Here is a 25,458-nt window from a genome sequence, read left to right as displayed (position 1 = left end):
GTGATGATGGCCATGGGACCCGAAGCGCAGGCTTTTATCGTTTTTTCGCTGGGCATGCTGGTGCTGATGGGCACCGGCATGAACATGGGCCTGGCCCTGGTGCTCACTGGCGCTGGCATGGCCTGGGTACTCGATTTTTTCGACACGCAATTGCTCGCGCAGAACCTCGTGGCCGGGGTGGACAGCTTTCCGCTGCTGGCCGTGCCGTTCTTCATCCTGGCCGGTGAGCTGATGAACTCAGGCGGCATCAGCCGTCGCATCATCGACATGGCGCAGGCATGGGTGGGGCATATCCGGGGCGGGCTGGGTTATGTGGCCATCGGCGCTGCGGTGCTGATGGCCAGCATGAGCGGGTCGGCTCTGGCCGACACGGCCGCGCTGGCCACCATCCTGCTGCCCATGATGCGCCAGCAGGGCTACCCGATGAACACCTCGGCAGGGCTGATCGCCTCGGGCGGGATCATTGCGCCCATCATTCCGCCGTCCATGCCGTTCGTGATCTATGGCGTGACGACCAACACCTCGATCTCGGCGCTGTTTGTGTCGGGCATCGTGCCTGGCTTGATGATGGGCGCGGGCCTTATCTTTGCCTGGCGCTGGGTGCTGCGCGGCTTGGATCTGCCCAAGGGCGAACCCTTGCACGCCAAGGACCGCTTGCGCGCCACGGCACGCGCCTTCTGGGCCATGCTGATGCCGCTCATCATCATCGGCGGCATGAAGACGGGGGTTTTCACCCCCACCGAGGCCGCCGTGGTGGCCGCGTTCTATGCGCTGGCGGTGGCACTTTTCATCCACCGCGAGATGAAGCTGGCGGACATCTATGGCGTACTGGTGCGCGCGGCCAAGACGACTTCCATCGTGATGTTCTTGTGCGCCGGTGCCCAGGTGGCCAGCTACATGATCACGCTGGCCGACCTGCCCAATGTGCTGACCAGCTGGCTGGGCCCGCTGGTGGAGAACCCGCGCCTGTTGATGGCCGTGATGATGATCGTGCTGGTGCTCATCGGCACGGCGCTGGACCTCACGCCCACCATCCTGATCTTTGCGCCCGTGATGCTGCCCATCGCCGTCAAGGCGGGGATCGACCCGGTGTACTTCGGCCTGATGTTTGTGCTCAACGGCGCCATCGGCCTCATCACGCCGCCCGTGGGCACCGTGCTCAACGTGGTGGCCGGGGTGGGGCGCATCTCGATGCACAGCGTGATCAAAGGCGTGAACCCGTTCCTCTTCACCTATGTGCTGATCCTCGCGCTGCTGGTCGTGTTTCCGCAGATCGTGACCGCTCCGGTTCTGTGGATGCGTTGACGATGCTGCGCCCTCTTTTCCCGTGCCTTTCTTTCCTTCGCCAATGGAGACAACCATGAAAACTTTCCGCCGTACCCTGCTCGCCGCCCTGTCGGTGGCCGCCATCACCTGCTCGTTCCAGGTCGCTGCGCAAGACATCAAGCCGCGCATCATCCGGTTTGGCTATGGCCTCAACGAGGTGTCCAACCAGGGCCGCGCCACCAAGCTGTTTGCCGAAGAGGTCGAAAAAGCCTCGGGTGGCAAGATGAAGGTGCGCGCCATCGGCGCCGCCGCGCTGGGTTCGGACGTGCAGATGCAGCAGGCGCTGATCGGCGGCGCGCAGGAAATGATGGTCGGCTCCACCGCCACCCTGGTGGGTATCACCAAGGAAATGGCGATCTGGGACACGCCCTTCCTGTTCAACAACGCCAAGGAAGCCGACGTGGTGCTGGATGGCCCCGTGGGCCAGAAGGTGATGGACAAGCTGCAGGAAAAGGGCCTGGTGGGCCTGGTGTACTGGGAGAACGGCTTTCGCAACCTCACCAACAGCAAGCGTCCCGTCAACAAGCTGGAAGACATGGACGGCATCAAGCTGCGCGTGATGCAGAACAACGTGTTCCTCGACAGCTTCAAGACCCTGGGTGCCAACGCGGTGCCGCTGCCGTTCTCCGAGCTCTTCACCGCGCTCGAAACCAAGACGGTTGACGGCCAGGAGAACCCCTACAACACCATCCTGTCGAGCAAGTTCTATGAGGTGCAGAAGTACCTCACGGTGACCAACCACGTCTACAGCCCCTGGATCGTGCTGGTGAGCAAGAAGTACTGGGATGGCCTGTCGAAGGCCGAGCAGAAGGTACTGCTCGACGCCGCCAAGAAGAGCCGCGACTTCGAGCGCCAGGACACGCGTGCCGAAGCCGACAAGGCCCTGGCCGACCTCAAGGGCAAAGGCATGCAAGTGAACGAGCTGCCTGCCGCCGAAGCCAACCGCATGCGCGAAAAGCTCAGCGCCGTGAACGCGAGCATTGCCGCCAATGTGGGTGAAAGCCTGTGGAAGGATGTGCAGGGCGCTGTGGCGCAGGCGCGGGCTGGCAAGTAAACCAACGCTTGTTGACGGGGCTCAGCCCCGGCAATAGAAAAGGCCGAGGCCCCATGCGGGGCCTCGGCCTTTTTGCATTTGCAATTCAGGGTCTGCGCCACGGCGCAGACCCGGCAAATTACAGCGAACCGATTTCGCCGGAAGAGATCTTGCCGGTGCGCAGCGCGTCCACAGCCTGAGCATTCACTGCATTGCGGTCAGCCGTGGAGGTGTAGACCAGAGCACGCGAACCGACGGGGATGGCGCCGCTGGTCTGGGGCACGGTGGAGGCTTCAGCCATCACTTCAGCGCGGGTGCGGCTGGTTTCGAACTTCGTGGCGAATTGCGATGCATCGGCTTCGTCAGCCTGGGCACCGAAGGAAGCGAAAGCGGCAACAGCAGCGATGGAGAGGAAACGTGCGGTCTTGTTCATGGTGAAACTCCTGTGAAATTCAAAAAATGGGGACGAGGTGTCTGGAATACGTGAAGCGCGAAGCCGTGGATTCAAAAAGGTGAATCAACCGCCTTCAGCGGGGCCCACGCGGCCAGTGCGCATGGCTTGTGCGGCAGCTTCGGCACGCACTGCAGCGCGGTCTACCGTGGACTTGTAGGTCACCACGCGGGAGCCTGCTGGCTCCTGGCTGCGCATTTGGACTGCGGCGGCGGCTTCGGCAACCACTTCGGCACGGGTGCGGTTCGTGTCGAATTGCAGGGCAAATTGCGAACCATCAGCTTCGTCAGCCTGCGCACCGAACGAAGCGAAAGCAGCCACAGCGGCGATAGAGAGAAAACGTGCAGTCTTGTTCATGATGAAAGTCCTTGAAGTTAAAAAAAGCGTCTCAAAAAAGCCGGAGCGAAGATCAAAAACAACGTGCTTCGCACCGGGTTCGGTGAGTCGCCTTGCGGGTTCGGCTCATCGATGGGATGAACTGTACGCCGCAGGTGGATGAAGAAAAACCAGCTGGTCGCAAACTAACTGTTCCAGTTTTGGAAACAATCTGGACGCTTGTTTCCTGCCTGTGGCCAATGAGAAGAATCTCAGGCCCGCAGCCGGTCGCAAGCGATCGATCCGAGGCAAGAAGGGTGGGCGTTGATTCCTTTGGAAGTGCGTTGGACATGGGCTGTATCGTGCCCGGCCGGCGCTGCGGCGTCGTCTCGTCGCCGTTTCGGTTCTTTTCAGTTTGTTTCGGGTTAGGCCGAATGCAACAGGGTCGAAACATATGCATCGCTGTTGCCACACCGGGCCCAAAAGCGGGATAAATCGGGCTTGCGCGGCTTGCGCCCGTTGGGCTTATGGGCTGAAATCTCTCTGTACCTGTTCCAGGTGTTACGAGGGAGGTTCCATGACCGTAGTCGCCAAAATTCTTCAGTCCAAACCGGACGCCACTGTCCACACCATTGCGCCCACGGCGTCGGTGTTCGATGCGCTCAAGCTCATGGCCGACAAGGGCATCGGCGCCCTGGTGGTTACCGAGGGGGATGCCATCGTGGGCATCTTCACAGAGCGCGATTACGCGCGAAAGATTGCCCTGCTGGGCCGCACGTCAGCCGCCACGCTGGCGCGCGATGTGATGACCACCTCGGTACGCTTTGTGCGGCCCGAGCAGACCAGCGAGCAGTGCATGCAGATCATGAGTACCGGCCGCCTGCGCCACCTGCCCGTGGTGGACAACAACGGCAAACTCGTGGGCATGATCTCGATCGGGGACTTGGTCAAGGACATCATCTCCGAGCAGAAATTCATCATTGAACAGCTGGAGCAGTACATCACCGGAACGCATTAAAGGGCAACTCCCTGAGGCGCTGCGCGCCTTCCCCCTTCTCGAATCGCTGCGCGATTCGAGAAGGGGGACGCCCCCAGCGCGGCGGGGCGGCCCTTGCGCGGGGGCGCTGGCCTGGGGTTGCGCGCGTGCGACGGCCCTGCCATGGGGATAAAACGAAAAAGGGCTCTGACCGATCTGGTCAGAGCCCTTTTGATTTGCCGTGTTGTCGGGCCTGGAGCCCAGCGGTTCAAGCAGCTTTTTCGACGTGCCCCTGGCGGGTGTAGAGGAAATCGATCACCGCCTTGCGGTAGTGCACGTACTGCGGGTCTTCGGCCAGTTCTACGCGTTTGCGGGGGCGGGGCAGGTCGACGGTCAGCACTTCGCCAATCGTCGCGGCCGGGCCGTTGGTCATCATCACGATCTTGTCGGACAGCAGCACGGCCTCGTCCACGTCGTGCGTCACCATGACCACGGTGCTGTGGGTGCGTGTGACGATTTCCAGCAATTCGTCCTGCAGCTTGGCGCGGGTCAAGGCGTCCAGCGCGCCAAAGGGCTCGTCCATCAGCAGCACCTGGGGCTCCATGGAGAGTGCCCGGGCAATGCCCACGCGCTGCTTCATGCCGCCAGAGATTTCACCGGGGCGTTTTTGTCCAGCGGGCGTGAGGCCCACCAGGGCCAGTGCGGCGTCGGTGCGGGCCTTGAGCTGGGCCTTGCTTTCCTTGCCGCCAAACACGCGCTCCACGGCCAGGTAGATGTTGTCGAAGCAGGTGAGCCAGGGCAGCAGCGAGTGGTTCTGGAACACCACGGCGCGCTCGGGGCCGGGGCCCTTGATCTCCTTGTTGGCACACAGCAGCGCACCGTTGGTGGGCGTGGTCAGCCCGGCGATCAGATTCAAGAGCGTGGACTTGCCGCAGCCCGAGTGGCCGATCAGCGCGACGAACTCGCCCTTGGCAATCGTCAGGTTGATGTCGCGCAGCGCGGGGAACAGGCCCTTGGCCGTCTTGAAGGTCTGCTCGACGCCGTGGACTTCGATGAACTTGGTGCTCATGGAGGGGTGTGTGGATGCTGCCGTGGTGGTCGTGTTCATGCTTTCACCTCTTCAAACGTAAATGCGGTGGCCAGCTTGATGAGCGCAAACTCCAGCACCAGCCCGACGATGCCGATCACGAAGATCGCGATGATGATGTTCTTGACGTTGAGGTTGTTCCACTCGTCCCACACCCAAAAGCCGATGCCCACGCCGCCGGTCAGCATCTCGGCCGCCACGATCACCAGCCACGCGGTGCCCACGGCCAGGCGCACGCCGGTCAGCATGTAGGGCAGCACGGCGGGGAAGAGGATCTTGGTGGCGATCTTCCACTCGCTCAGGTTCAGCACGCGGGCCACGTTCATGTAGTCCTGCGGCACACGCTGCACGCCCACGGCGGTGTTGATGATCATGGGCCAGATGGAGCAGATGAAGATGGTCCAGATGGCGGCGGGGTTGGCGCCCTTGAACACCAGCAGACCGATCGGCAGCCACGCCAGAGGCGATACCGGCCGCAGCAGGCTGATGAGCGGGTTGAACATGCGCGACAGGAAGTTGAAGCGCCCGATCACGAAGCCCGCCGGAATGCCCACCAGCGCCGCCATGCCAAAGCCCACGGCCACGCGCTCCAGCGACATCAGCACATTCCAGCCCACGCCTTGGTCATTGGGGCCATTGCGGTAGAACGGGTTGCTGAAGATTTCCAGCGCCTGCTTCCACGTCTCCACCGGATTGGGGATGCTGCCGCCGGTGGTGGTGGATACCACCGCCCACAGACCGATGAGCAGGCCCAGGCCACAGAGCGGCGGCAGTACCGCCATCCAGAAGCTGCGCGACAGGGCCGCCCAGTCGCGACTGGCAGGGGCGGGGCTCGCCGTTGCTTCAGTTTTGGACTGTTTTTGGCTTCTGGCGCTTGCTGGTGAAGCGTTGATAGCTACATTATTCATAGCGTTCTGTGCAGCCACGGGGGCTGCATCCAACGGGGAGTGAAAGACGGCACTGACCATGGTGTTCTCCTTGGCAGGGTGGGCGGGGCAGGGCGCTTACGCCTTGATCTTGAAGCTGTCGGCGTACTTGGCGGGGTCTTTGCCGTCCCACACCACGCCGTCCATGAGCTTGGCGGTGCGCATCGGGTCCTTGGGCACGTTGATCTTCATGGCGCTGGCAACCGACTTGTAAAGGTCCACCTGGTTGATCTCTTTGGCCACGGCCAGGTAATCGGGGTGGCTCTTGATCAAACCCCAGCGCTTGTGCTGCGTCAGGAACCACATGCCGTCCGACAGGTAGGGGAAGTTCACCGCGCCGTCGTTGAAGAATTTCATGTGGTTGGGATCGTCCCAGGTCTTGCCCATGCCGTTCTGGTAGCGGCCCAGGATGCGCTGGTTGATGGCGTCCACGCTGGTGTTGATGTAGGACTTCTGGGCCACCGTTTCGGCCATCTTCATCTTGTTGGACAGGCTGGCGTCAATCCACTGGCTGGCCTCCAGCACGGCCATCATCACGGCGCGGGTGGTGTTGGGGTTCTTCTTGACGAAATCGGCCGAGGTGCCCAGCACCTTCTCGGGGTGGTCCTTCCAGATGTCCTGGGTGGTGTTGGCGGTCACTCCGATGCCATCCATGATGGCGCGGTGGTTCCAGGGTTCGCCCACGCAGAATCCATCCATGTTGCCCACGCGCATGTTGGCCACCATCTGGGGTGGCGGCACGGTGATCAGCTTGGCGCCCGACAGCGGGTTGATGCCGGCGGCGGCCAACCAGTAGTGCATCCACATCGCGTGGGTGCCGGTCGGGAAGGTGCCTGCGAAGGTGTACTCGCGCTTGTTGGCGGCCATGAACTTGGCCAGGGACGGGCCATCCACTGCGCCCTTGTCGGCCAGTGCCTTGGACAGCGTGATCGCCTGGCCGTTGTTGTTCAGGCTCATCAGCACGGCCATGTCCTTCTTGGGGCCGGCCGTGCCCATGTGCACGCCGTACACCAGGCCATACAGCACGTGGGCAAAGTCGAGTTCGCCATTTACCAGCTTGTCGCGCACACCGGCCCACGACGCTTCCTTGGTGGGGATGATGGTCACGCCATACTTCTTGTCAAAGCCCAGCACCGAGGCCATCACCACGCTGGCGCAGTCGGTCAGCGGGATGAAGCCAATCTTGACTTCCTTTTTCTCTGGGGCGTCCGAGCCCTGGGCGTGCACCAGGGCACGCAGTGCCGGGCTCACGCCCACTGCGCCCACGGTGGCGGCCTGCAGCACGGTGCGGCGGTTGAGGCTGGTTTTCAACAGATCGGTCATGGGGCGGTTCCTCGGTGCGTTAGAAAACAAAAAAGGCGTCCTCCCCTGGCCTGGTTGCATGCGCAAACGAGCTTCGGAGAGGGACGCCTTTGTCCATGGCAAAGCCCATTGGGGGGCTTTGTGTCAGCACCGGCCCGCCATTGGGTCAGTGCTGTCAGTGGTGGGACCGTCTTTGGTCTTGCCAGGGTTAAAGCAAGCAGTGTGCCAGCCTTTTTCATACCGGCCTTGCTCCAATACAGCGCATGATCTGCTACCAAATTAGTAGCTGTTTGTGCTTATTTATAAGGCGGTAGCGGCCAGTTTGGCTTGTAAATTTGCGGAGATGGTGCGCGCGCCGAGTGCTGCACTGCATTTGTGCGGCGCACCATTTGGGGAGAAGCCGGTGGACCCGGGCGCGACCCAGGCGAGGGATGTCAAGCAAGGGTCGCCCCGCAGCGAGGGCATCGTCCCCCTTCCCGAATTGCGCAGCGATTCGAGAGAAGGGGGAAGCGGCGCAGCCGCTCAGGGGGTTGTTCCCTATCTCTACCCCAGCAGATCCATCACATCGAGCATGCGCTGGGCCACGTCCACCAGCTTGAGGCCCTTGTCCATGGCGGTCTTGCGCAGTTTCTCGTACGCGGCTTGTTCGCTCAGGCCCTGGCGCTGCATGAGCAGGCCCTTGGCGCGGTCGATGGTCTTGCGGTCTTTCAGTTCGGTCTTGGCGTCGGCCAGTTCGGCACGCAGGGCCTGTTCGTGCTGGAAGCGCGCCATGGCCACGTCCAGGATGGGGCGGATGCGCTGGGGGGCCAGGCCCGCCACGATGTAGGCCGACACGCCCGCCGCCACCGCGTCCTTCACGTGCGAGGTGTCCTCGTCGTTGGTGAACATCACGATGGGGCGGCGCTCGTCGCGCGTGGCCATCACCACATGTTCGAGCGCGTCGCGCGCCTCGCTTTCGGCGTCCACGATGATGAGGTCGGGCTGCAGCTGGGCGATGCGCTCGCTCAGGAAGACATCGGCAGGCAGGGTGGCCACCAGGTTGAAGTTGTTCTCCAGCAACCCAATGCGCAGCGCCCGCGACCGTTCCGCCTGAAGTACGGCGTGTTCGTCGGCGGGGTCGGCGACTGCCAGATCCGGGGCAACCACCACGATGCGCAGAGACTCGTTCATACCCAGGAGCATAAGCAATTTTTACGCCACAAAATGGTGCATCGAAGCGGTGCGTTCCGGGGCTGCAGGCTGGCAGGAGGTTGTGGCCGCTTCCAAGGCCTGAAACTTGCTAATAGTTTGTCGATGGGCAGGGCATACCCGATAGCAGCTACCCGGTCGCATCGCATATACATCTGGTCACATTGACCCATTCAAGAGGATTTGCATGAACAAGCACATTGACCGGCGGCGTATCTCTGCCGGCTTGGCCCTGACCACCGTGGCGGTATCCGCGCTGCTGGTGTTGACAGGCTGCAGCAAGGTGCCCGACACCATCAAGATCGGCGTGGCCCAGCCCCTCTCCGGCCCCTTGGGCGCGCTGGGGCAGGATTTGCTCAACGGCGTCAACCTGGCCGTGGCGGAACTGAACAAGGGTGGCTACACCGTGGACGGCAAGCGTGTGACGCTGGAGGTGGTGTCGGTGGACGACAAGGCCGACGCCGCCACCGGCAAGACCGTGGCGCTGCAGCTGGTGGACTCGGGCGTGGTGGCGGTGATCGGGCACCTGAATTCGGGGGTGAGCATTGAGACGGCCCCGATTTACGCCGCCAAGGACATCGCCCAGATCGCCATCTCCACCAACCCCAAGTTCACGCAACTCGGCTTCCCAACCACCTTCCGCATGGTGGCCAATGACACCTTGCAGGCGCGCGCTATCGGCTCGTTTGCCGCCACACAGCTGGGTGCCGCCCGCTACGCTGCGCTGGACGATGGCACGCCTTACGGCAAGGGCCTGGCCGACGGTGCTGCCGAGCAGCTCAAGGCTGAAAAGAAGGAAGTGGTGGTGCGCAAGTCGTTTGACGACAAGACGGTGGCTTTCGATGAACTGGCTGGCGAGCTGAAGGCCGCCAAGGTCGAGGTCATCGTGTCCACCCTCAACGACTTTCAGGCCCTGGCTCTGCTCGAAGCCCTGCGCAAGGTTGACCACACCAAGGTTAGCCTGCTGGGCGGGGACACCATCAAGACCACCGACATGACCAAGGCCATGGGCATGGTCGAAGGCGTCTACGCCACATCGCCCGTACTGGAAGCCAAGGAGTTCACCACCGGCAAGCCCTTCCTTGAAAAGTACATCGAGGCCTACAAGAAGCCCCCGGCCTATGGCGGCCACTACAGCTACGACAGCACCTATGTGCTGTCAGCCGCCATCCAGAAGGCCAAGTCGGCCGATCCGAAAGCGATCACCAAGGCCATGCACAGCATCAACGGCTATGCGCCCGTGATCGGCACCATGACCTGGGACGACAAGGGCGAACAGCGCTACGGCGCCGTGGGCGTGTATGAACTGCGCAGCGGAAGCTGGGAACTGCGCATGCGTTCGGACCGCTGGTAGCCAAGCCACCAGGTCGTCAGGCGCCATCCATCCGCACAACCCCTGCTGGCGACTGCCAGCAGGGGTTTTTGCATCCGACCCTGAACGGGGCCGGGTTTTACACTCGGGGCATGAGTTTGCTGATCCTCGGTATTGAATCTTCGTGCGACGAAACGGGCGTGGCATTGGTCCGTTCCACGGGCAATGCCGTGCCCACGTTGCTATCGCACGCGCTGCACAGCCAGATTGAGATGCACCAGGCCTACGGTGGCGTGGTGCCCGAGCTGGCCAGCCGTGACCACATCCGACGTGTGCTGCCGCTGGCAACGCAGGTGCTGACCGAGTCCGGCCAGTCGCTGGCCGATGTGGACGTGGTGGCCTACACCCGCGGGCCGGGCCTGGCGGGTGCGCTACTGGTGGGGGCGGGCGTGGCGTGCGCGTTGGGCGCTGCACTGGACAAGCCGGTGCTGGGTGTGCACCACCTGGAGGGGCACCTGCTGTCGCCCTTCCTCAGCGCCGACCCGCCTGAATTCCCTTTTGTGGCCCTGTTGGTGTCGGGCGGCCACACCCAGCTGATGCGTGTGGACGGCGTGGGCCGCTACGAGATCCTGGGCGAGACCATTGACGATGCGGCTGGCGAGGCGTTCGACAAGTCGGCCAAGCTCATGGGCCTGGGCTACCCGGGTGGGCCAGCGCTCTCGCGCCTGGCTGAGCAGGGCGATGCCGCAGCCTTCAAGCTGCCGCGCCCGCTGTTGCACAGTGGCAACCTCGATTTCTCTTTTGCCGGGCTCAAGACGGCGGTGCTAACGCAGGCCAAGAAGTTGGGCGATGAGCTGGAGGCACGCAAGGCCGACCTGGCGGCGAGCACCGAGGCTGCGATTGTCGAAGTGCTGGTGAAGAAGACGCTGGCTGCGCTCAAGCAGACCGGTCTGAAGCGCGTGGTGGTCGCCGGTGGCGTAGGGGCCAACCGGCACCTGCGTGCGCAACTCAATGCGGCCTGCGCCGCGGCCAAGGTGCGCGTGCACTACCCTGAGCTGCACCTGTGCACCGACAACGGCGCCATGATTGCCATGGCGGCGGCCATGCGGCTGCAGGCTGGGCAGCAGCAGGCCAACACCGACTACGCCTTTGACGTGAAGCCGCGCTGGCCGCTGGATGCGATCACGGTTTGATTATCTGAATAAAAAAGGCCGCTACCGCCTGTCCAGCAAGCGTTAGCAGCTATCTTTTTTGATTTTCAAAAGGGGTAGTGGCGGGGTGTCGTCTGCACCGTGATCCAGCGCAACTCGGTGAACTCGCGCACGCCCGCCATGCCGCCAAAGCGGCCGTAACCCGAACTTTTCACGCCACCAAACGGCATCTGCCCTTCGTCGTGCACCGTGGGGCCGTTGATGTGGCAGATGCCCGACTCGATGCGCGCGGCCACGTTCCAGGCCTTGGCCACATCGCGGCTGAAAACGGCGGAGGACAGGCCGAACTCGTTGTCGTTGGCGCAGGCAATGGCTTCCTCGACGCCGTTCACGCGCACCACGGGCTTGACGGGGCCGAACGATTCTTCGCGGTAGATGTCCATCTCGGCCGTCACATGGTCGAGCACCGTGGCCTGCATCAGCGTGCTGTCGCTCTTGCCGCCGCAGACCAGCGTGGCGCCCTTGGCCAGCGCGTCGTCGATCAGGGCGTTGCAGCGCTGCACCGTGGTCATGTCCACCACCGAGCCCAGCACCACCGGGCCCTTGCGTGGGTCGCCCAGGGGCAGAGCCTTGGCGCGCTCGCCGAGCTTCGCCACAAACGCGTCGGCCACTGCGTTGTCCACGATGATGCGTTCGGTGGACATGCAGATCTGGCCCGAGTTGGCGAATGCGCCGAACACGGTGCCTGCGACAGCGGCGTCGATGTCCGCGTCATCCAGCACCAGCAGCGGGGCCTTGCCGCCCAGCTCCAGCACCACGGGCTTGAGGTACTTGGCGCAGGTCTGCGCAATGATGCGGCCCACCTTGGTGGAGCCGGTGAAGTTGATGCGGCGCACTGCCGGGTGGGCCACGATGGCCTCGACGACGGCACCTGCATCCGCCGGTGCGTTGGTCACAAAGTTCACCACACCGGGGGGCAAACCGGCCTCCTGCAGCGCCTCGATGATGAGGCCGTGTGTGGCGGGGCACAGCTCCGACCCCTTCAGGATCACCGTGTTGCCGCAGGCCAGCGGTGTGGCGATGGCGCGCACGCCCAGGATGACGGGTGCGTTCCACGGTGCAATGCCCAGCACTACGCCCGCCGCCTGGCGCACACCCATGGCCAGGCTGCCGGGCACGTCGGACGGAATCACTTCGCCTGCAATCTGCGTGGTCAGGGCGGCGGCTTCCTGCAGCAGGCCGGCAGCCAGGTGCACGTTAAAGCCCGCCCACATGCCCGAGGCGCCGGTCTCGGCCGCCATGGCCACCGCAAAGTCGGCCGTGCGGGCCTCCAGCGCATGTGCTGCCTTGAGCAGCAGCGCGCGGCGCGCGTTGGGGCCCAGGGCCGACCAGGCAGGGAAGGCCTTGGCGGCTGCGTCGGCAGCGGCCTTGGCGTCGGCCACGCTGGCAGCGGGTGCCGTGGTGGCGACCGAACCGTCCAGCGGGTTGCGACGCTCAAACGTGGCGCCGCCGGTGGCTTGCACGCGCTCGCCGTTGATCAGCATGGAAATGGCAGTCATTGAAAGCTCCTGAAAAAGAACAGATAAAAAAGGGGGAAAGAGGTATTCAGGTCACGCCCAGGTAGGCTTGTCGAACCACGTCGGACTGCAGCAAGTCAGAGGCTGCGCCAGACGCCACGATGCGTCCTCGCTCCAGCACATAGCCGCGCTGCGCGATCTGCAGTGCCTTGCGCACGTTCTGCTCCACCATGAGCACGGTGACGCCCTGCGCGGCAATGCGCTGCACGATGGCCAGCAGCTCATCGACCATGCGCGGCGCCAGGCCCAGCGAGGGCTCGTCCAGCATCAGCAGGCGCGGGCCGCTCATCATGGCGCGGGCCACGGCCACCATCTGCTGCTCGCCGCCGCTCATGGTGCCAGCGAGCTGGGTGGCGCGTTCCTTGAGGCGGGGGAAGTCTTCAAACGCTTGGTGCAACCGCTCGGCGCGCACCCGCGACGGCACCAGCCAGCCGCCCAGCTCCAGGTTTTCGGTCACCGTCATCTGCGGGAACAGCTGGCGACCTTCGGCGACCAGCGCCAGGCCGCGTTGCACGCAGGCCGTGGCGTTCATCGCAGGCACGGCCTGGCCGTCGAGCGTCACCGCGCCCTGGCGCGGCAGCAGGCCCGCCAGGGCCTTGAGCAGCGTGGTCTTGCCCGCGCCGTTGGGGCCCACGATGACGGTGATGCCGGGCGCGGCTTCCAGTGCCAGGTCCTGCAGCACCTGAAAGCCGTGGTAGCCCGTGGTCAGGTTCTGCACGGTGAGGTGTGCGCCGCTCATGCCGTGGCTCCTTCGCTGGTGGCTGTCATTTCGTCACCCAGATAGGCCTCGATCACCTGCGGGTCGCGCACCACTTCGGCGGGCGTGCCGTCGGCAATCTTGCGGCCCTGGTGCAGAACCAGCACACGCTCCACGTACTTGAGCAGCGTGGTCACCGCATGCTCGATCCACACCACGGTCAGGCCCCAGTCATCGCGCAGGCGGCGGATGCGCTGGGCCATGGCGTCCACCTCGGCCTCTGTCAGGCCCGCAGCCACCTCGTCGAGCAACAACAGGCGCGGGCGTGTGCCCAGGGCCATGCCGATCTCCAGCAGGCGCTGCTGCGACGGCGTCACATCGGCGGCAGGGCGGTCGGCCAGGTGCGCCAGGCCCAGCATGGCCAGGATCTCGCCCTCGCTGCGCAGGCCCTCGGGCCCCTGGCGGTGGCGGCCTGCGAACTGCATGCCAAAGCGCACGTTGTCGCGCACCGTCATGTCGGGGAACACGCGCGGCGTCTGGAAGGTGCGGGCAATACCGTGGGCTGCATAGTGGTGCGGGCCCTTGCCGGTCAGGTTGTCGGCACCACAGTGCAGCGTGCCCGAGGTAGGCGGCTGCACGCCCGAGATGGCGTTGAAGAATGTGGTCTTGCCCGCACCGTTGGGGCCGATGATGCCGATCAGCTCGCCCGTGTGCAGCGTGGCGCTCACGCCATCCACGGCAGTCAGGCCGCCAAAGCGCACGGTCACGCTGTCAATGGTCAACAGGGCTTCAGCCATGGTGCACCTCCGCAGCAGGCTTGCGCCGTTGCCACAGCGTGGCCAGGCCATTGGGCAAGTACATCACGCACAGAATCAGCAGCAGGCCCAGCACCATCATGTAGCCGTAGGGCAGCTGCAGGCGCAGGGTTTCGGCCAGCAGGCTGAACACGATGGCTGCGAGGATGGGGCCGCCAATGCTGGTCGCGCCGCCAATCAACGCGATCAGCACCGTCTGGAAGCCGATGAAGGGGCTGAACACGGCTGCGGGCTCGATGTAGGTCCAGCGCACGGCCATGGCCGCGCCCACGGCGCCTGCAAAGGCGGCGGTGATACCAAAGCCCGCGATCTTGGCTAGGCGCGTGTCCACCCCAAGCGTCTGCGCGCGCTGCTCGTCGGCGCCGATGCCTGCCAGTGCGAGGCCAAAGCGGCTGCGCTGGATGGCAATGGCGGTGGCAATGGCCGCCGCCGCGATCAGCAGCACCGTGAGGTACACGGTCTCGTTGCTGGGCACCACCGTGAGCACGCGGCCCACGGTGCCCGACACCTGCTTTTCGACAAAGGTCACCGCGTGGCGGATCAGCTCCGTCATGCCGAAGGTGAGCACCGCAAAGTAGGTGCCGCGCAGGTGCAGCACGGCAGCGCCCATCACGACCGCCACGATGGAGGCAATCAACGCACCGGACAGGATCACCAGCGGCCACGGCAGTACGGTCAGCAGCGTGGCACTGGTGTACGCACCAATGCCGAAGAAGGCCGACGTGGCGAGTGAGAGGTAGCGGGTGGCGCCGCAGAACAGCGACCAGCTAGTGGCCAGCGCGATGTACATCAGGCAGCTGAGCAGCACCGAGGTGGCGAACTCGGACACCAGCCAGGGCAAGGTGGCGACCACGGCCACCCCCGCTGCCAGTGCGAGCCAGGGCTTGTTGGAATGGAGGAGTTTCATTTCTTGCTAAACAAACCGTTGGGGCGCCAGATCAGCACGCCGATGAACACTGCATAGCTCAGCAGCATCTTGAGAGACGGGCTGCTGAAGTGCATGCCCAGCGCCTCGACCACCCCCAGCAGCAGGCCACCGGCCAGACTGCCCGCCAGGCTGCCAAAGCCGCCCAGCGTGATGACGATGAGCGCCGTCACGGTGTAGGGCTCACCCATCGACGGAGAAATCTCATACGTCATGGACAGCAGCGCACCCGCCACGCCCGACAGGCCCAGGCCAATGCCAAACATCATCGGGTGCAGGCGCCGCGTGTTGATGCCCACCAGCTGCGCGCCCGTGGGCGACTGCATCAGCGCCCTCACCGCCTTGCCCAGCAGCGTGAGCTTGAGCAGCGCGATCAGCGCGGCCGACAGCGCCAGTGCCACGCCAAACAGCACCAGCTTGTTTTCAGTGAAGCGCATGCCTGCAATCTGCACCGGGTCGGCCAGGTATTCATAGCCACGCAGATCGCCGCCCCAGATCAGCAGGGCGGTGTTCTGCACCAGGAACATGAGGCCAAAGCCCACCATCAGGCTGCGCGCCTCGAACACATCCACATTGGGTGCGCGGGCGGCCAGGCGCTTGAAGCACAGCGCATGCACCACCACGCCCAGCGCAAACAGCGCGATGAAAGCCAGCGGCATGAGCAGCAGCGGCGAGATGCCCCACAGGGTGTGCGCGGACCAGGTGAGGAATGCGCCCAGCATCAGGAACTCGCCATGCGAGATGTTCATGATGCGCATCAGCCCGTACTGCAGGTTCAGGCCCATGGCCACCAGCGCATAGATGCCACCGGTAATGAGGCCACTGGCGACCAGTTCGGCCCAGGAAGTCAGAGACACTTTGTTATTTCCAGGCTGGTTTCGCGGTGTTCAACTGTGCGGTGGCACGGTCCTTGGGCCACACGACTTCGAAGTCGTTGCCCTGCCACTGGCTCACCGTGCCGGGGATGGACGCGTTCTCGCTGCCCTGGAAGCGGATGCCGCCCAGGATGGTCTGGAACTCGTTCTTGGCGATGTGTTCGCGCAGGGCCTTGCGGTCCAGGCCCGCCTTCTCCACGGCCTGCTGCAGGATCTGCAGGCCTGCCCACGCGTGGCCGCTGGCCCAGCGGTCGGGCTCCTTGTTGAACTTCTTCACGTGGGCGTCGAAGTAGGCCTTGGCCTCGGGGCTGGTCTTCACGCTCCACGAGCCCATGCCGATCACGCCCTCGGTGTTGGCCTGCATCACGTTCTTGTAGAGCTGGAAGGCCGTGCCCACCGAAGCGTAGAAGAACTTGGGGTTCAGGCCCACCTCGCGCGCCTGGCGGCTGGCCAGGATGGTGTCGGGCGGGTAGGTGATGCCGATGAAGGCGTCGGGGTTCTGGTCCTTGATGCCGCGCAGCACGGGGGCCAGGTCCTTCACGCCCAGCGGATAGCTCTTGCGCTCCAGCACCTGGATGCTGGTCTTCTTAAGCGCATTGTTCAGCGCGGCGAAGTTCTCCAGGCCAAACAGGTCGTCCATGTAGACGATGGCAATGGTCTTGACGTTGTTGGCCACCAGCATGTCCACCAGCGCACCCATCATCTTGTCGGGCTGCTGCAGCAGCGAGAAGAAGTAGGGCAGGTTCATGTCGATCAGCTTGCGCGACAGCGCCGTGGGTGCCAGCAGCGGGTAGCCGAAGCGGTTGGCCAGCGGCGCGATGGCGAAGTTGGCGCCCGAGCCCCAGGGCGGCAGGATCAGGTCCACCTTGTCGCTGCCCATCAGCTTTTCGTAGGTGCGCACGCAGGTTTCGGTCTCGCTGCGGTCGTCGTAGCCTATGAGTTCGATGGGGCGCTTGGTGCCCTTCACGCTCAGGCCGCCCGCTGCGTTCACCTGCTCGGCCCACAGCAGGTAGTTGGGCTCCTGGCTCACCTGGGCACCGGCCGCCCAGGGGCCGGTGCGGGCAATGGCATAACCGATGCGCACGGGTGCCGCGCTGCTGCCCTGGGCCCACAGCTGGGGCGCCACGGCCAGGGTGCCGACCGCGGCGGCGGCGCCCTTGATCCACTGGCGCTTGGAGGGTTGGTGTGCTGTCATTGTGTGTCTCCTCGGATGGGGCCTGCGTGGTGCACGCCGTGCCGGGAATCGTAGGCAGACGCGTTCATGCGCGCTGCGCTCAGCGTGCACAAAACGCTTGCCTCAGCGTGCAGACGGCAGCGGGTTTACCCGGATTTCCCTCGGTGGCACGGGGTAACGGGGAGTCCGATAATTCAGCCGCATAACCATCAGGCTTGCGCAACCCGCACTGGAGACACCATGGCCCATCCCCTGACCGAGGTATCCACCGACGCCGTGCCTGCGCGCGACCGCCTGCACCTGTGGGGCGATGCGGTGTGGCGCCTGATTGGCGGGCTGGAGTCCGACGCGTTTGGTGACGATGCCTTTGCAGGCCACATCACCTCGGGCCAGGCGGGCTATGTGAACCTGTGCCAGCTGGACGTGAGCCGCCACCGCGTGGTGCGCACCCCCAGCCTCATCCGGGGCAGCGACCGGGCCTACATCAAGGTGGTGGCGCAGCTGGAGGGGCGCGCGTGCTTCGAGCAGAACGGCCGCCAGGTATGGTTGTCGCCGGGTGAGTGGAGTGTGTACGACACCACGCGCGCCTACGCCGTGAGCAACCCCGAGGCCGTGCGCCAGATGGTGCTGATGATCCCCAAGGAACAACTGCCCGAGCGCAAGCTCAAGCTCGATGACCTGATGGTGCAGCGCTTCTCGGGTACATCGGGCGTGTCGCGGCTGGCCTGGGACACCATGCGCGCCGCGTTTGCCGAGCTGCCCACCATGTCCGACGCAGCCGCCGATGGCGTGGCCGATGTGATCACGCACCTAGTGCAGCTGTCGCTGCTGGAGCGCAACGGGCAGCAGAGCCTGCTGTCGCAGCGCGAGGCCCTTCGCGACCGCATCAGCCAATACATCGACCGGCACCTGGGCGACCCCGACCTCACCATCGACCGCATGGCCCAGGCGCTCAACTGCAGCAAACGGCACCTGTACAACGCGGTGGCTGATGACGAGGAAACCCTGGCCGCGATGATCCAGCGCCGCCGCCTGGAGGCCTGCCTGCGCGACCTGCGCCACCCGGCGCATGCACAGCGCTCGGTCACCGACATTGCACTGTCCTGGGGCTTCAGCAACAGCGCGCATTTCAGCCGCGCGTTCCGCTCGCATGTGGGGTGCAGCCCCAGCGAATACCGGGCCCGCGCGTTGGCTCCGGTGGTGCTGTTGCGGGACGAGTCGCGGCTCGCGCACTGAGCGGCACCCCGGCCCCTTGCGTGTGGGGCCGTCTGCGCGGCAAAGCACGCTCACCCGTTCTACGCATGCGTATGCATCGGCATGCAGTGGCGTGAGCTTTGCCTTGCATCAATTCTTTACGCGGGCTTGACCCAGTGGGTACGTTGTTGGCGCAATCGCTGCTCACAATGGGGTTTTCCCCTGCGTAGCCATTGCCCATGCGTTTTCTCCCACTGGCCTCTCCCGGCACACCCACTGCCCGCGCAGCGCAACCTTGGCGTGCTGTGCCGTGGAGGCAAACGGCCTTGTTTTTGTGCGTGCTAGCTACCGCCGGGTGTGCCAGCCTGGCACCCACGGATCGCGCATTGCCCGCAGTGGCCGTTCCCCCGGCCTGGTCTGCGGGGGGCAGTGGCACAGCGCAAGGGGCTACGGCTACATCCCTGGCCCAGTGGTGGCAGCGGTTTGACGATGCGGTGCTTACCTCGCTGGTCGAGCAAGCCTTGCGCGCCAACAGCAGCGTGCGCACCGCCCAGGCCGCGCTGCAGCAGGCGCGTGCGCAGGTGGATGTGCAGTCGGCCGGCCTGCTGCCCAGCGTGGGTGCATCGGCTTCGGCGCAGCGCAGCCGGGCCAGCAACAGCACCGGTAACACGTTCCAGGCCGGTTTTGATGCGAGCTGGGAGCCCGATGTGTTTGGCCGCCTGCGCAGCGGCGTGAGCGCCAGCGAGGCTGACGCCCGCGCGGCAGAGGCCAGCCTGGCTGACGTTCAGGTATCGCTGGCCGCCGAGGTGGCCGTCAACTACATCGAGCTGCGCGGGCTGCAGCAGCGCCTGGCCATTGCGCGCAGCAACCTGGCCAGCCAGCAAGAGACCCTGCAGCTCACCCAGTGGCGCCTGCAGGCCGGGCTCACCACCTCGCTCGTCACCGAGCAGGCCCGTGCAGCGGCCGAGCAGACCGCCGCGCAGATTCCCAGCCTGGAAGCCAGCCTGGCGCAGTCGCGCTACAGCCTGGCCGTGCTGACAGGCCAGGTGCCAGGTGCCCTGGATGCCACGCTGGCCGCCAGCGCGCCCGTGCCGCAGCCCACCGCAGAACTGGCGCTGGCAATCCCGGCCGAGACGCTGCGCCAACGCCCCGATGTGCGTGCGGCCGAGCAGCGCATTGCAGCCGCCCTGGCGCGCGTGTCGCAGGCCGATGCGGCGCGCTACCCCAGCTTCTCCCTCGGTGGCTCGCTGGGCCTGCGTGCCCTCACCCTGGGCGCACTGTCGGCGGGCAGTGCGGTAACCAGCGCCTTGCTGGGCAGCGTGTCTATCCCGCTGCTGGATGGGGGCGCCGCCCGCGCGCAGGTGCGTGTGCAGTCTGCCGCGCTGGAGCAGGCCCGCGTGGCCTACGAAGCCACCGTGCTCACGGCCCTGCAGGATGTGGAGAACGCGCTGGTGACCTTGCGTGGCGACCGGGAAAAACTGGAAAGATTGACGGCCGCTGCAGACGCTGCCCGCAACGCCGCCCTGCTGGCGCAGCAGCGCTACAGCAGTGGGCTGATTGACTTTCAAGCGGTGCTGGAGACGCAACGCACGCTGCTGTCCACGCAAGAGAGCGTGGCCACCACTACCGCTGCGGTCGCGGCAGACCATGTGCGCCTCTATAAGGCGCTGGGCGGCGGCTGGAAGACATGAAGCCCCCCCTGAGTCGCTGCGCGCCTTCCCCCCGCTCTCGCATTGCTGCGCAATGCGGGCTGGGGGACGCAGCCTTCACTGCGGGGCGGACCTTGGCTTGCTGCCTGCACTTTGGCCGCGCCAGTTTCATGCGCTATGAGTAACTGATTTGATCTTATGACTGATAAACCTTCCTCTCCCCCGTCCAGCCTCGAAGCACTCCTGGGTGCCGACCGTCCGCGCCGCTGGTGGCAGCGCACTACCGTGTGGCTGGGGGTGGCCGCGCTCGTGGTGGTGGGCGGTGGCTTGTACGCCTGGCAATCGCGCCAGAGCGCCAGCACTGCACCCACCTATGTCACCGAAGAGCTGCGCCGGGGCAATCTCACACTCACCGTGTCGGCCAACGGCACGCTGCAGCCCACGCGCTCGGTCACCATTGGCAGCGAGCTGTCGGGCACCGTGCGCAAGGTGCTGGTGGATGTGAACGACAAGGTCAAGAAAGGGCAGCTGCTGGTGGAGCTGGACACTGCCAAGCTTGAATCGCAGGTGCTGCGCTCGCGCGCCTCGCTGGCGTCGGCGCAGGCCCGCCTGGCCCAGGCCGTGGCCACCACCAAGGAGGCCATTGCCAACTTTGGCCGGCTCGAAGAAGTGGCCCGCCTGTCCGGCGGCAAGGTGCCCTCGGCCTCCGAGCTGGACGCAGGTCGCGCCACGCTGGACCGCGCCCGCGCCGACGAAACCAGCGCCCGCGCCACGGTGGAAGACGCACGCGCCGCGCTGTCCACCGACGAGACCAACCTGTCCAAGGCCTCCATCCGCTCGCCCATCGACGGCGTGGTGCTGACCCGCACGGTGGAGCCCGGCAACGCGGTGGCCGCATCGCTGCAGGCTGTGACGCTGTTCACCGTGGCCGAAGACCTCACGCGGCTGCGGCTGGATGTGAGCGTGGACGAAGCCGACGTGGGCTCGGTCAAGGTGGGTCAGGACGCGAGCTTCACGGTCAGTGCCTATCCCTCGCGCCGCTACCCGGCCCAGGTCACGCGGGTGTCGTTTGGCTCCACCAAGACGGACAACGTGGTCACCTACATCACCTGGCTGGAGGTGAACAACAGCGACATGAGCCTGCGCCCCGGCATGACGGCCGCTGCCACCATCACTTCCACTGAACGCAAGGACGTGCTGCTGGTGCCCAACACGGCGCTGCGCTTCACGCCTGCGCAGGCCGCAGGGGCCGATGCGAAACCCCGGGCGGGTGGCGCCAAGCCCGGCGCGTCGGGCAGCGGCAGTGGTGGCGGCATCATGTCGCAGCTCATGCCGCGCATGCCACGGTCTGGCTCGGGCCCACGCAAACCGGGTGCGGGGGGCGAGGCGGGCGATGGCGCGGGCAAGACGCGGCAGGTGTGGGTGCTGCAGGACGGTGCCGCCAAGCCCATCGATGTGCAGGTGGGCATCAGCGATGGCCGCCATACCGAGGTCACGGGCGAGGGCCTCACGCCCGGCATGGCCGTGATCACCGACCAGCGCGCGGCCGGGGCCAAGCCATGAGCGTGGCGGGCGACACCCCCATCATCCGCCTGCGTGGCGTGACCAAGGTCTATGGCGAAGGGGCGCTGGCCTTTCAGGCGCTCAAGGGCGTGGACCTGGACATTGCACAGGGCGACTTTGTGGCCATCATGGGCCCCAGCGGCTCGGGCAAGTCCACGGCCATGAACACGCTGGGCTGCCTGGACCGGCCCACCACGGGCGAATACCTGTTCAAGGGCGTGCATGTGGAGTCGCTCTCGCGCGACGAGCGGGCACGGCTGCGGCGGCGCTACTTTGGCTTTGTGTTCCAGGGCTTCAACCTGCTGGCGCGCACCTCGGCGCAAGAGAATGTGGAGCTGCCTCTGCTGTACCGGGGCGAGTCCGCCACCGCGCGCCACGCGGCGGCCGCGCGTGCGCTGGAGGCCGTGGGCCTCAAGGGCTGGGAGCACCACACGCCCGCCGAGCTGTCGGGCGGGCAGCAGCAGCGCGTGGCCATTGCGCGCGCCATCGTCACCGAGCCCGATGTGCTGCTGGCCGACGAGCCCACCGGCAACCTCGACACCCAGCGCAGTGTCGAGATCATGGAACTGCTGTGGCGCCTGAACGCCGACCACGGCATCACCGTGCTAATGGTCACGCACGAGCCCGACATGGCGCAGTATGCGCGGCGCATCGTGCGGTTTGTGGATGGCGTGGTGGACAGCGACGCGCCCAACCCGCACCCCAAGGGCCTGGACGCTGATGCTGTATCGAACGTATCGAATGTGGTCACTGCGGATTCAGGAGGCCACTGATGTTGCTCAACACCCTGCTGCTGGCGCTGCGCTCCATCCGGCGCAACCTGATGCGCTCTTTCCTCACCATCCTGGGCATCGTGATCGGCGTGAGCGCGGTGATCACCATGGTCACGCTGGGCAACGGCGCCACGCTGGCCATTCAGAACCAGATATCCGGCCTGGGCACCAACCTGCTGCAGGTACGCCCCGGCCAGCGCATGGGGCCCGGCGGCGGCACCGGCGCCCCGGCCTTCAAGGACACCGATGCCGACGTGATCGCGCAGCAGATCGGCGGCATCCTGGCCGTGGCGCCCGAGGCGCGCGCCGCCGCCACCGCCGTGGTGGGTGGACGCAACTGGACGACCAGTGTGATCGGCAGCACCAACGCCTGGCTGGAGACCGGCAATTGGACGGTGCGCACGGGCCGCGTCTTTACCGACGCTGAATTGCGCGCGGGTGCCGCCGTCTGCCTGATCGGTGAGACCGTGCGGCGCGAGCTGTTTGGCACCGCCGATGCCGTGGGCGGCCAGCTGCGCGTGAAGGCGTTTTCGTGCGAGGTCGTGGGCGTGCTGGCGTCCAAAGGGCAGGGTGCGTTTGGCAACGACCAGGACGACACCGTGCTGGTGCCGCTGCGCACGCTGCAGCGCCGCGTGACGGGCAACACGCGGGTGAACACGCTGCTGGTGTCCATGAAGGACGGCAGCGACCCCGAGCGGGTGAAGGCCAGCCTCACGCAACTGCTGCGCGAGCTGCGCAAGCTGTCGGACTCGGACGAAGACAACTTCAACGTGCTCGACACCAAGCAGCTGGCCGACACGCTCTCGGGCACCACCAAGGTGCTGACCACGCTGCTGGGCGCGGTGGCCGCCGTGAGCCTGCTGGTGGGCGGTATCGGCATCATGAACATCATGCTGGTGAGCGTGACCGAGCGCACGCGCGAGATCGGCCTGCGCCTGGCCATCGGCGCGCTGGAGCGCGAGGTGCTGCTGCAGTTCCTGATCGAGGCCGTGGTGCTGGCCGCTTTAGGCGGGCTCATCGGCATCGTGCTGGCCACGGGCGCGTCCCTGGCGCTATCGGGGCTGATGGGGGTGCCCTATCTTTTTAACCCCGGGGTGAATCTGCTGTCGTTCCTTTTCTCTGCGGGCATTGGCGTGGTGTTTGGCTACTTCCCGGCACGGCGCGCTGCCCGCATGGACCCCATCGATGCGCTGCGGCATGAGTAATACAGCAGGTCTGGAAAGAGAATTTGAATGAAAAACGCCCGTACCGCTTATGGTACGGGCGTTTATAGCTATTAATTCAATAGTTAGTGGATCGTGAGCGTGGTGGCCTTGCTGGCAGGCTCCACCTTGGCCAGGGTCAGCGTCAACACGCCGTTTTCCAGCTTGGCGCTGCTGTGGGCGGCATCGATGTCGGCCGCCAGTTCCCAGGCGCGCTGCACCTTGCGGGGGGCTCCTTCCACACTTTGCAGGCGCACCACGTTGCCTTCAATGCTGATCTGCAACTGCTCGCGGGCCAGGCCGGGCACATCCAGCTGCAAGGTGGTCGCTTTGTCGTCCTGCGTGACAGTGCAGCCTGCTGCAGAACGTGCGGCAGCGGGGTCAGCCAGCGTGCCCATCAGAAAACGCTGCAGTGCCTGGTCGGCGGAACGGGGTGCTTGGGCGTAGGCGGCGCGGCGGATCACGGGGGCGAAGATCATGGGGTACTCCTATACACTGCGCGGCTCTCGACGTGGTCGCCGCATGCCAAAGAGGTGTGTGCGGCCACACCGCATTTCAAGGGAAAAATGGCATGAATAAATTGCACTCCGTGGGCTTGAAAACAGGCGCAGCGGCATTACGTCAATCCGTTTTGGCCGCAGCAGCCACGCTGTGCTGCGTGCTGCTGCCGGTGTCCGCCAGCCATGCCCAGGCTGCAGCGCCAGCCGCTGCCGTGGCGCAGGCCAAGCCCGTGAAGGTGGCGCTCATCGAAAGCCTGTCGGGCGCATTTGCCAACACGGGCGAAGCGGTTTACCGCAACATCTACTGGGCCATGGAACGTGTGAATGCGCGGGGTGGCGTGCAGTTGCCAGCCGCTGCGGGTGGCCCCCGCCCGCTGGCGCTGGAGCGCTACGACAGCAAGGGCCAGAACGAAGAGGCGCTGTCGGCCCTGCGTGCGGCCATCGACGATGGCGCGCAGGTCATCCTGCAGGGCAATTCATCGGCTACGGCGGCGGTGCTGATCGAGGCGATCAACAAACACAACGAGCGCGAGCCGAACAAGCGCGTGATTTTTCTGAATTACTCGGCGGTGGACCCCATCCTCACCAACGAGAAGTGCAGCTTCTGGCACTTTCGCTTTGACGCCCACGCCGACATGCGCATGGCCGCGCTGATGGATGTGATGCGCGAAGACAAGTCCCTCAAAAGTGTGTACCTCATCGGCCAGGACTACAGCTTTGGCCAGGCCGTCCTGCGCGAGGCCAAGAAGCAGCTGGCCGCACAACGCCCCGATGTGGCGGTGGTGGGCGACGAGCTGCACCCGGTGGGCCGCGTGAAGGACTTTGCACCCTACGCCGTCAAGATCAAGACCAGCGGCGCGCAGGCAGTGGTCACAGGCAACTGGGGCAATGACCTGACCCTGCTGGTGAAGGCCGCGCGGGAAGTGGGCTACGAGGGCAGCTTCTACACCTTCTATGGCAACGCGCTGGGTGCGCCCGCTGCCATGGGCGATGCAGGCATTGGCAAGGTGGTGGCGGTGGCCGACTGGCTGCCCAATGTGCCAGGCGCCCAGAGCGAGGCGTTCTACCAGTCTTTCCGCGAGCGTTTTCCCAAGCCGCAGGACGACTACGTGCACATGCGCATGCAGCTCATGGTGGAGGCCCTTGCCCAGTCCATCGAGCGTGCGGGCAGCACCGACGCCGTGGCCGTGGCGCGCCAGATGGAGAAGGCCGATGTGCGGCTCTCGGGCCAGGGCGGCAGCATGCGCGCAGCGGACCACCAGTTCCAGCAGGCGCTGGTGGTGGGCGTGATGGACAAAAAAGGCGCACCGGGCGTGAAGTTTGATGTGGAAGGCTCGGGCTACGGCTTTCGCGTGGTGCGGCAGATTCCTGCTGCCAGGGCGCAGCAGCCGCACAGCTGCAGCATGCAGCGGTATTGAGTCCACGTCCTGAACCGTTCACGCTGAGC

At 65.2% G+C, this 25,458-nt stretch carries 24 protein-coding genes; 11 read left to right on the top strand and 13 right to left on the bottom strand.

Translation table 11 applies throughout. The features are described from left to right. The first annotated feature begins 12 nt into the window (after positions 1-12). Both ACQ4MJ_RS13520 and ACQ4MJ_RS13515 read left to right on the top strand, forming a co-directional pair. The gene (locus tag ACQ4MJ_RS13520) at positions 13-1,305 is read left to right on the top strand and encodes a TRAP transporter large permease (RefSeq protein WP_431153067.1); all 1,293 of its coding nucleotides are present in this window, start codon (positions 13-15) and stop codon (positions 1,303-1,305) included. A 55-nt stretch (positions 1,306-1,360) separates the two neighbouring features. After that, a complete protein-coding gene (locus tag ACQ4MJ_RS13515) occupies positions 1,361-2,380 on the top strand; it encodes a TRAP transporter substrate-binding protein (RefSeq protein ID WP_121422628.1) in 1,020 nt (339 codons plus the stop codon). Between the two features lie 118 nt (positions 2,381-2,498). On the opposite strand, the gene ACQ4MJ_RS13510 is transcribed toward ACQ4MJ_RS13515, so the two are convergent. Beyond that, a complete protein-coding gene (locus ACQ4MJ_RS13510; RefSeq protein ID WP_055400235.1) occupies positions 2,499-2,792 on the bottom strand; it encodes a hypothetical protein in 294 nt (97 codons plus the stop codon). 84 nt (positions 2,793-2,876) lie between these two features. Next, positions 2,877-3,167 carry a DUF4148 domain-containing protein gene (locus ACQ4MJ_RS13505; RefSeq protein ID WP_431152349.1) on the bottom strand — a complete coding sequence of 97 codons (291 nt, stop codon included), beginning with the start codon at positions 3,165-3,167 and terminating at the stop codon, positions 2,877-2,879. A 535-nt stretch (positions 3,168-3,702) separates the two neighbouring features. On the opposite strand from ACQ4MJ_RS13505, the gene ACQ4MJ_RS13500 reads away from it, so the two are divergent. Further along, positions 3,703-4,143: a CBS domain-containing protein gene (locus ACQ4MJ_RS13500; RefSeq protein WP_121507105.1), complete on the top strand. Its 441-nt coding sequence runs from the start codon at positions 3,703-3,705 to the stop codon at positions 4,141-4,143. Between the two features lie 226 nt (positions 4,144-4,369). Here ACQ4MJ_RS13500 and ACQ4MJ_RS13495 read toward each other — a convergent pair whose 3' ends face one another. The 4 genes from ACQ4MJ_RS13495 to ACQ4MJ_RS13480 all read right to left on the bottom strand — a co-directional run bounded on the left by ACQ4MJ_RS13495 (position 4,370) and on the right by ACQ4MJ_RS13480 (position 8,586). After that, the gene (locus ACQ4MJ_RS13495; RefSeq protein ID WP_431152350.1) at positions 4,370-5,209 is read right to left on the bottom strand and encodes an ABC transporter ATP-binding protein; all 840 of its coding nucleotides are present in this window, start codon (positions 5,207-5,209) and stop codon (positions 4,370-4,372) included. Further along, entirely contained in the window at positions 5,206-6,156 is a 951-nt protein-coding gene (ntrB, locus tag ACQ4MJ_RS13490) for a nitrate ABC transporter permease (protein ID WP_431152351.1), read from the bottom strand. The genes ACQ4MJ_RS13495 and ntrB overlap by 4 nt, the downstream gene beginning before the upstream one ends. 36 nt (positions 6,157-6,192) lie before the next feature. Beyond that, on the bottom strand, positions 6,193-7,437 hold the full coding sequence (locus ACQ4MJ_RS13485; RefSeq protein WP_121419413.1) for a CmpA/NrtA family ABC transporter substrate-binding protein: 1,245 nt from the start codon (positions 7,435-7,437) through the stop codon (positions 6,193-6,195). A 522-nt stretch (positions 7,438-7,959) separates the two neighbouring features. After that, positions 7,960-8,586, bottom strand: a complete 627-nt coding sequence (locus ACQ4MJ_RS13480; RefSeq protein ID WP_121419414.1) for an ANTAR domain-containing response regulator — start codon at positions 8,584-8,586, stop codon at positions 7,960-7,962. A 205-nt stretch (positions 8,587-8,791) separates the two neighbouring features. Between ACQ4MJ_RS13480 and ACQ4MJ_RS13475 the strand changes: the two genes are divergently transcribed. Beyond that, positions 8,792-9,958 (top strand): branched-chain amino acid ABC transporter substrate-binding protein, encoded by a 1,167-nt coding sequence (locus ACQ4MJ_RS13475; RefSeq protein ID WP_431152352.1) that lies wholly within the window; start codon positions 8,792-8,794, stop codon positions 9,956-9,958. Positions 9,959-10,068: 110 nt separating this feature from the next. After that, positions 10,069-11,109: a tRNA (adenosine(37)-N6)-threonylcarbamoyltransferase complex transferase subunit TsaD gene (tsaD, locus tag ACQ4MJ_RS13470; RefSeq protein WP_228900132.1), complete on the top strand. Its 1,041-nt coding sequence runs from the start codon at positions 10,069-10,071 to the stop codon at positions 11,107-11,109. Between the two features lie 65 nt (positions 11,110-11,174). On the opposite strand, the gene ACQ4MJ_RS13465 is transcribed toward tsaD, so the two are convergent. The 6 genes from ACQ4MJ_RS13465 to ACQ4MJ_RS13440 are packed head-to-tail and all read right to left on the bottom strand — an operon-like array spanning position 11,175 to position 17,151. Further along, positions 11,175-12,626, bottom strand: a complete 1,452-nt coding sequence (locus tag ACQ4MJ_RS13465) for an aldehyde dehydrogenase (RefSeq protein WP_431152353.1) — start codon at positions 12,624-12,626, stop codon at positions 11,175-11,177. Between the two features lie 46 nt (positions 12,627-12,672). Then, on the bottom strand, positions 12,673-13,383 hold the full coding sequence (locus ACQ4MJ_RS13460) for an ABC transporter ATP-binding protein (RefSeq protein WP_431152354.1): 711 nt from the start codon (positions 13,381-13,383) through the stop codon (positions 12,673-12,675). Beyond that, positions 13,380-14,138 carry an ABC transporter ATP-binding protein gene (locus ACQ4MJ_RS13455; protein ID WP_288851518.1) on the bottom strand — a complete coding sequence of 253 codons (759 nt, stop codon included), beginning with the start codon at positions 14,136-14,138 and terminating at the stop codon, positions 13,380-13,382. The genes ACQ4MJ_RS13460 and ACQ4MJ_RS13455 overlap by 4 nt, the downstream gene beginning before the upstream one ends. Next, positions 14,131-15,063: a branched-chain amino acid ABC transporter permease gene (locus tag ACQ4MJ_RS13450; RefSeq protein ID WP_431152355.1), complete on the bottom strand. Its 933-nt coding sequence runs from the start codon at positions 15,061-15,063 to the stop codon at positions 14,131-14,133. Before ACQ4MJ_RS13450 ends, ACQ4MJ_RS13455 begins: the two co-directional genes overlap by 8 nt. After that, positions 15,060-15,938, bottom strand: coding sequence for a branched-chain amino acid ABC transporter permease (locus tag ACQ4MJ_RS13445; protein ID WP_108498983.1), 879 nt, complete (start codon positions 15,936-15,938; stop codon positions 15,060-15,062). Before ACQ4MJ_RS13445 ends, ACQ4MJ_RS13450 begins: the two co-directional genes overlap by 4 nt. A gap of 4 nt (positions 15,939-15,942) precedes the next feature. Further along, positions 15,943-17,151, bottom strand: a complete 1,209-nt coding sequence (locus ACQ4MJ_RS13440) for an amino acid ABC transporter substrate-binding protein (protein WP_431152356.1) — start codon at positions 17,149-17,151, stop codon at positions 15,943-15,945. A 219-nt stretch (positions 17,152-17,370) separates the two neighbouring features. Here ACQ4MJ_RS13440 and ACQ4MJ_RS13435 point away from each other — a divergent pair, with 219 nt between their 5' ends. The 5 genes from ACQ4MJ_RS13435 to ACQ4MJ_RS13415 all read left to right on the top strand — a co-directional run bounded on the left by ACQ4MJ_RS13435 (position 17,371) and on the right by ACQ4MJ_RS13415 (position 23,514). Then, positions 17,371-18,366, top strand: a complete 996-nt coding sequence (locus ACQ4MJ_RS13435) for a helix-turn-helix domain-containing protein (protein WP_431152357.1) — start codon at positions 17,371-17,373, stop codon at positions 18,364-18,366. A gap of 296 nt (positions 18,367-18,662) precedes the next feature. Continuing rightward, positions 18,663-20,015: an efflux transporter outer membrane subunit gene (locus tag ACQ4MJ_RS13430; RefSeq protein WP_431173710.1), complete on the top strand. Its 1,353-nt coding sequence runs from the start codon at positions 18,663-18,665 to the stop codon at positions 20,013-20,015. Between the two features lie 156 nt (positions 20,016-20,171). After that, positions 20,172-21,536 carry an efflux RND transporter periplasmic adaptor subunit gene (locus ACQ4MJ_RS13425; protein ID WP_431152359.1) on the top strand — a complete coding sequence of 455 codons (1,365 nt, stop codon included), beginning with the start codon at positions 20,172-20,174 and terminating at the stop codon, positions 21,534-21,536. Beyond that, a complete protein-coding gene (locus tag ACQ4MJ_RS13420) occupies positions 21,533-22,309 on the top strand; it encodes an ABC transporter ATP-binding protein (RefSeq protein WP_431152360.1) in 777 nt (258 codons plus the stop codon). Before ACQ4MJ_RS13425 ends, ACQ4MJ_RS13420 begins: the two co-directional genes overlap by 4 nt. Further along, on the top strand, positions 22,309-23,514 hold the full coding sequence (locus tag ACQ4MJ_RS13415; protein ID WP_146871519.1) for an ABC transporter permease: 1,206 nt from the start codon (positions 22,309-22,311) through the stop codon (positions 23,512-23,514). Before ACQ4MJ_RS13420 ends, ACQ4MJ_RS13415 begins: the two co-directional genes overlap by 1 nt. Positions 23,515-23,597: 83 nt before the next feature. Here ACQ4MJ_RS13415 and ACQ4MJ_RS13410 read toward each other — a convergent pair whose 3' ends face one another. Next, positions 23,598-23,990: an Hsp20/alpha crystallin family protein gene (locus ACQ4MJ_RS13410; protein WP_431152361.1), complete on the bottom strand. Its 393-nt coding sequence runs from the start codon at positions 23,988-23,990 to the stop codon at positions 23,598-23,600. A gap of 92 nt (positions 23,991-24,082) precedes the next feature. Here ACQ4MJ_RS13410 and ACQ4MJ_RS13405 point away from each other — a divergent pair, with 92 nt between their 5' ends. Beyond that, positions 24,083-25,429, top strand: coding sequence for a branched-chain amino acid ABC transporter substrate-binding protein (locus ACQ4MJ_RS13405; protein WP_431152362.1), 1,347 nt, complete (start codon positions 24,083-24,085; stop codon positions 25,427-25,429). Positions 25,430-25,458: the final 29 nt, after the last annotated feature.

It is taken from the genome of Acidovorax facilis (genome assembly GCF_050626955.1).
Lineage (GTDB): Bacteria > Pseudomonadota > Gammaproteobacteria > Burkholderiales > Burkholderiaceae_C > Acidovorax > Acidovorax facilis.
This window is presented reverse-complemented; position numbering and strand designations above follow the sequence as displayed.

What these genes read in the sequence shown, in the direction of transcription:
- ACQ4MJ_RS13520 (WP_431153067.1), top strand. Translation starts at nt 13, where the DNA reads ATGGGACCCGAAGCGCAGGCTTTTATCGTTTTTTCGCTGGGCATGCTG.
- ACQ4MJ_RS13515 (WP_121422628.1), top strand. Translation starts at nt 1,361, where the DNA reads ATGAAAACTTTCCGCCGTACCCTGCTCGCCGCCCTGTCGGTGGCCGCC.
- ACQ4MJ_RS13510 (WP_055400235.1), bottom strand. Translation starts at nt 2,792, where the DNA reads ATGAACAAGACCGCACGTTTCCTCTCCATCGCTGCTGTTGCCGCTTTC.
- ACQ4MJ_RS13505 (WP_431152349.1), bottom strand. Translation starts at nt 3,167, where the DNA reads ATGAACAAGACTGCACGTTTTCTCTCTATCGCCGCTGTGGCTGCTTTC.
- ACQ4MJ_RS13500 (WP_121507105.1), top strand. Translation starts at nt 3,703, where the DNA reads ATGACCGTAGTCGCCAAAATTCTTCAGTCCAAACCGGACGCCACTGTC.
- ACQ4MJ_RS13495 (WP_431152350.1), bottom strand. Translation starts at nt 5,209, where the DNA reads ATGAACACGACCACCACGGCAGCATCCACACACCCCTCCATGAGCACC.
- ntrB (WP_431152351.1), bottom strand. Translation starts at nt 6,156, where the DNA reads ATGGTCAGTGCCGTCTTTCACTCCCCGTTGGATGCAGCCCCCGTGGCT.
- ACQ4MJ_RS13485 (WP_121419413.1), bottom strand. Translation starts at nt 7,437, where the DNA reads ATGACCGATCTGTTGAAAACCAGCCTCAACCGCCGCACCGTGCTGCAG.
- ACQ4MJ_RS13480 (WP_121419414.1), bottom strand. Translation starts at nt 8,586, where the DNA reads ATGAACGAGTCTCTGCGCATCGTGGTGGTTGCCCCGGATCTGGCAGTC.
- ACQ4MJ_RS13475 (WP_431152352.1), top strand. Translation starts at nt 8,792, where the DNA reads ATGAACAAGCACATTGACCGGCGGCGTATCTCTGCCGGCTTGGCCCTG.
- tsaD (WP_228900132.1), top strand. Translation starts at nt 10,069, where the DNA reads ATGAGTTTGCTGATCCTCGGTATTGAATCTTCGTGCGACGAAACGGGC.
- ACQ4MJ_RS13465 (WP_431152353.1), bottom strand. Translation starts at nt 12,626, where the DNA reads ATGACTGCCATTTCCATGCTGATCAACGGCGAGCGCGTGCAAGCCACC.
- ACQ4MJ_RS13460 (WP_431152354.1), bottom strand. Translation starts at nt 13,383, where the DNA reads ATGAGCGGCGCACACCTCACCGTGCAGAACCTGACCACGGGCTACCAC.
- ACQ4MJ_RS13455 (WP_288851518.1), bottom strand. Translation starts at nt 14,138, where the DNA reads ATGGCTGAAGCCCTGTTGACCATTGACAGCGTGACCGTGCGCTTTGGC.
- ACQ4MJ_RS13450 (WP_431152355.1), bottom strand. Translation starts at nt 15,063, where the DNA reads ATGAAACTCCTCCATTCCAACAAGCCCTGGCTCGCACTGGCAGCGGGG.
- ACQ4MJ_RS13440 (WP_431152356.1), bottom strand. Translation starts at nt 17,151, where the DNA reads ATGACAGCACACCAACCCTCCAAGCGCCAGTGGATCAAGGGCGCCGCC.
- ACQ4MJ_RS13435 (WP_431152357.1), top strand. Translation starts at nt 17,371, where the DNA reads ATGGCCCATCCCCTGACCGAGGTATCCACCGACGCCGTGCCTGCGCGC.
- ACQ4MJ_RS13425 (WP_431152359.1), top strand. Translation starts at nt 20,172, where the DNA reads ATGACTGATAAACCTTCCTCTCCCCCGTCCAGCCTCGAAGCACTCCTG.
- ACQ4MJ_RS13420 (WP_431152360.1), top strand. Translation starts at nt 21,533, where the DNA reads ATGAGCGTGGCGGGCGACACCCCCATCATCCGCCTGCGTGGCGTGACC.
- ACQ4MJ_RS13415 (WP_146871519.1), top strand. Translation starts at nt 22,309, where the DNA reads ATGTTGCTCAACACCCTGCTGCTGGCGCTGCGCTCCATCCGGCGCAAC.
- ACQ4MJ_RS13410 (WP_431152361.1), bottom strand. Translation starts at nt 23,990, where the DNA reads ATGATCTTCGCCCCCGTGATCCGCCGCGCCGCCTACGCCCAAGCACCC.
- ACQ4MJ_RS13405 (WP_431152362.1), top strand. Translation starts at nt 24,083, where the DNA reads ATGAATAAATTGCACTCCGTGGGCTTGAAAACAGGCGCAGCGGCATTA.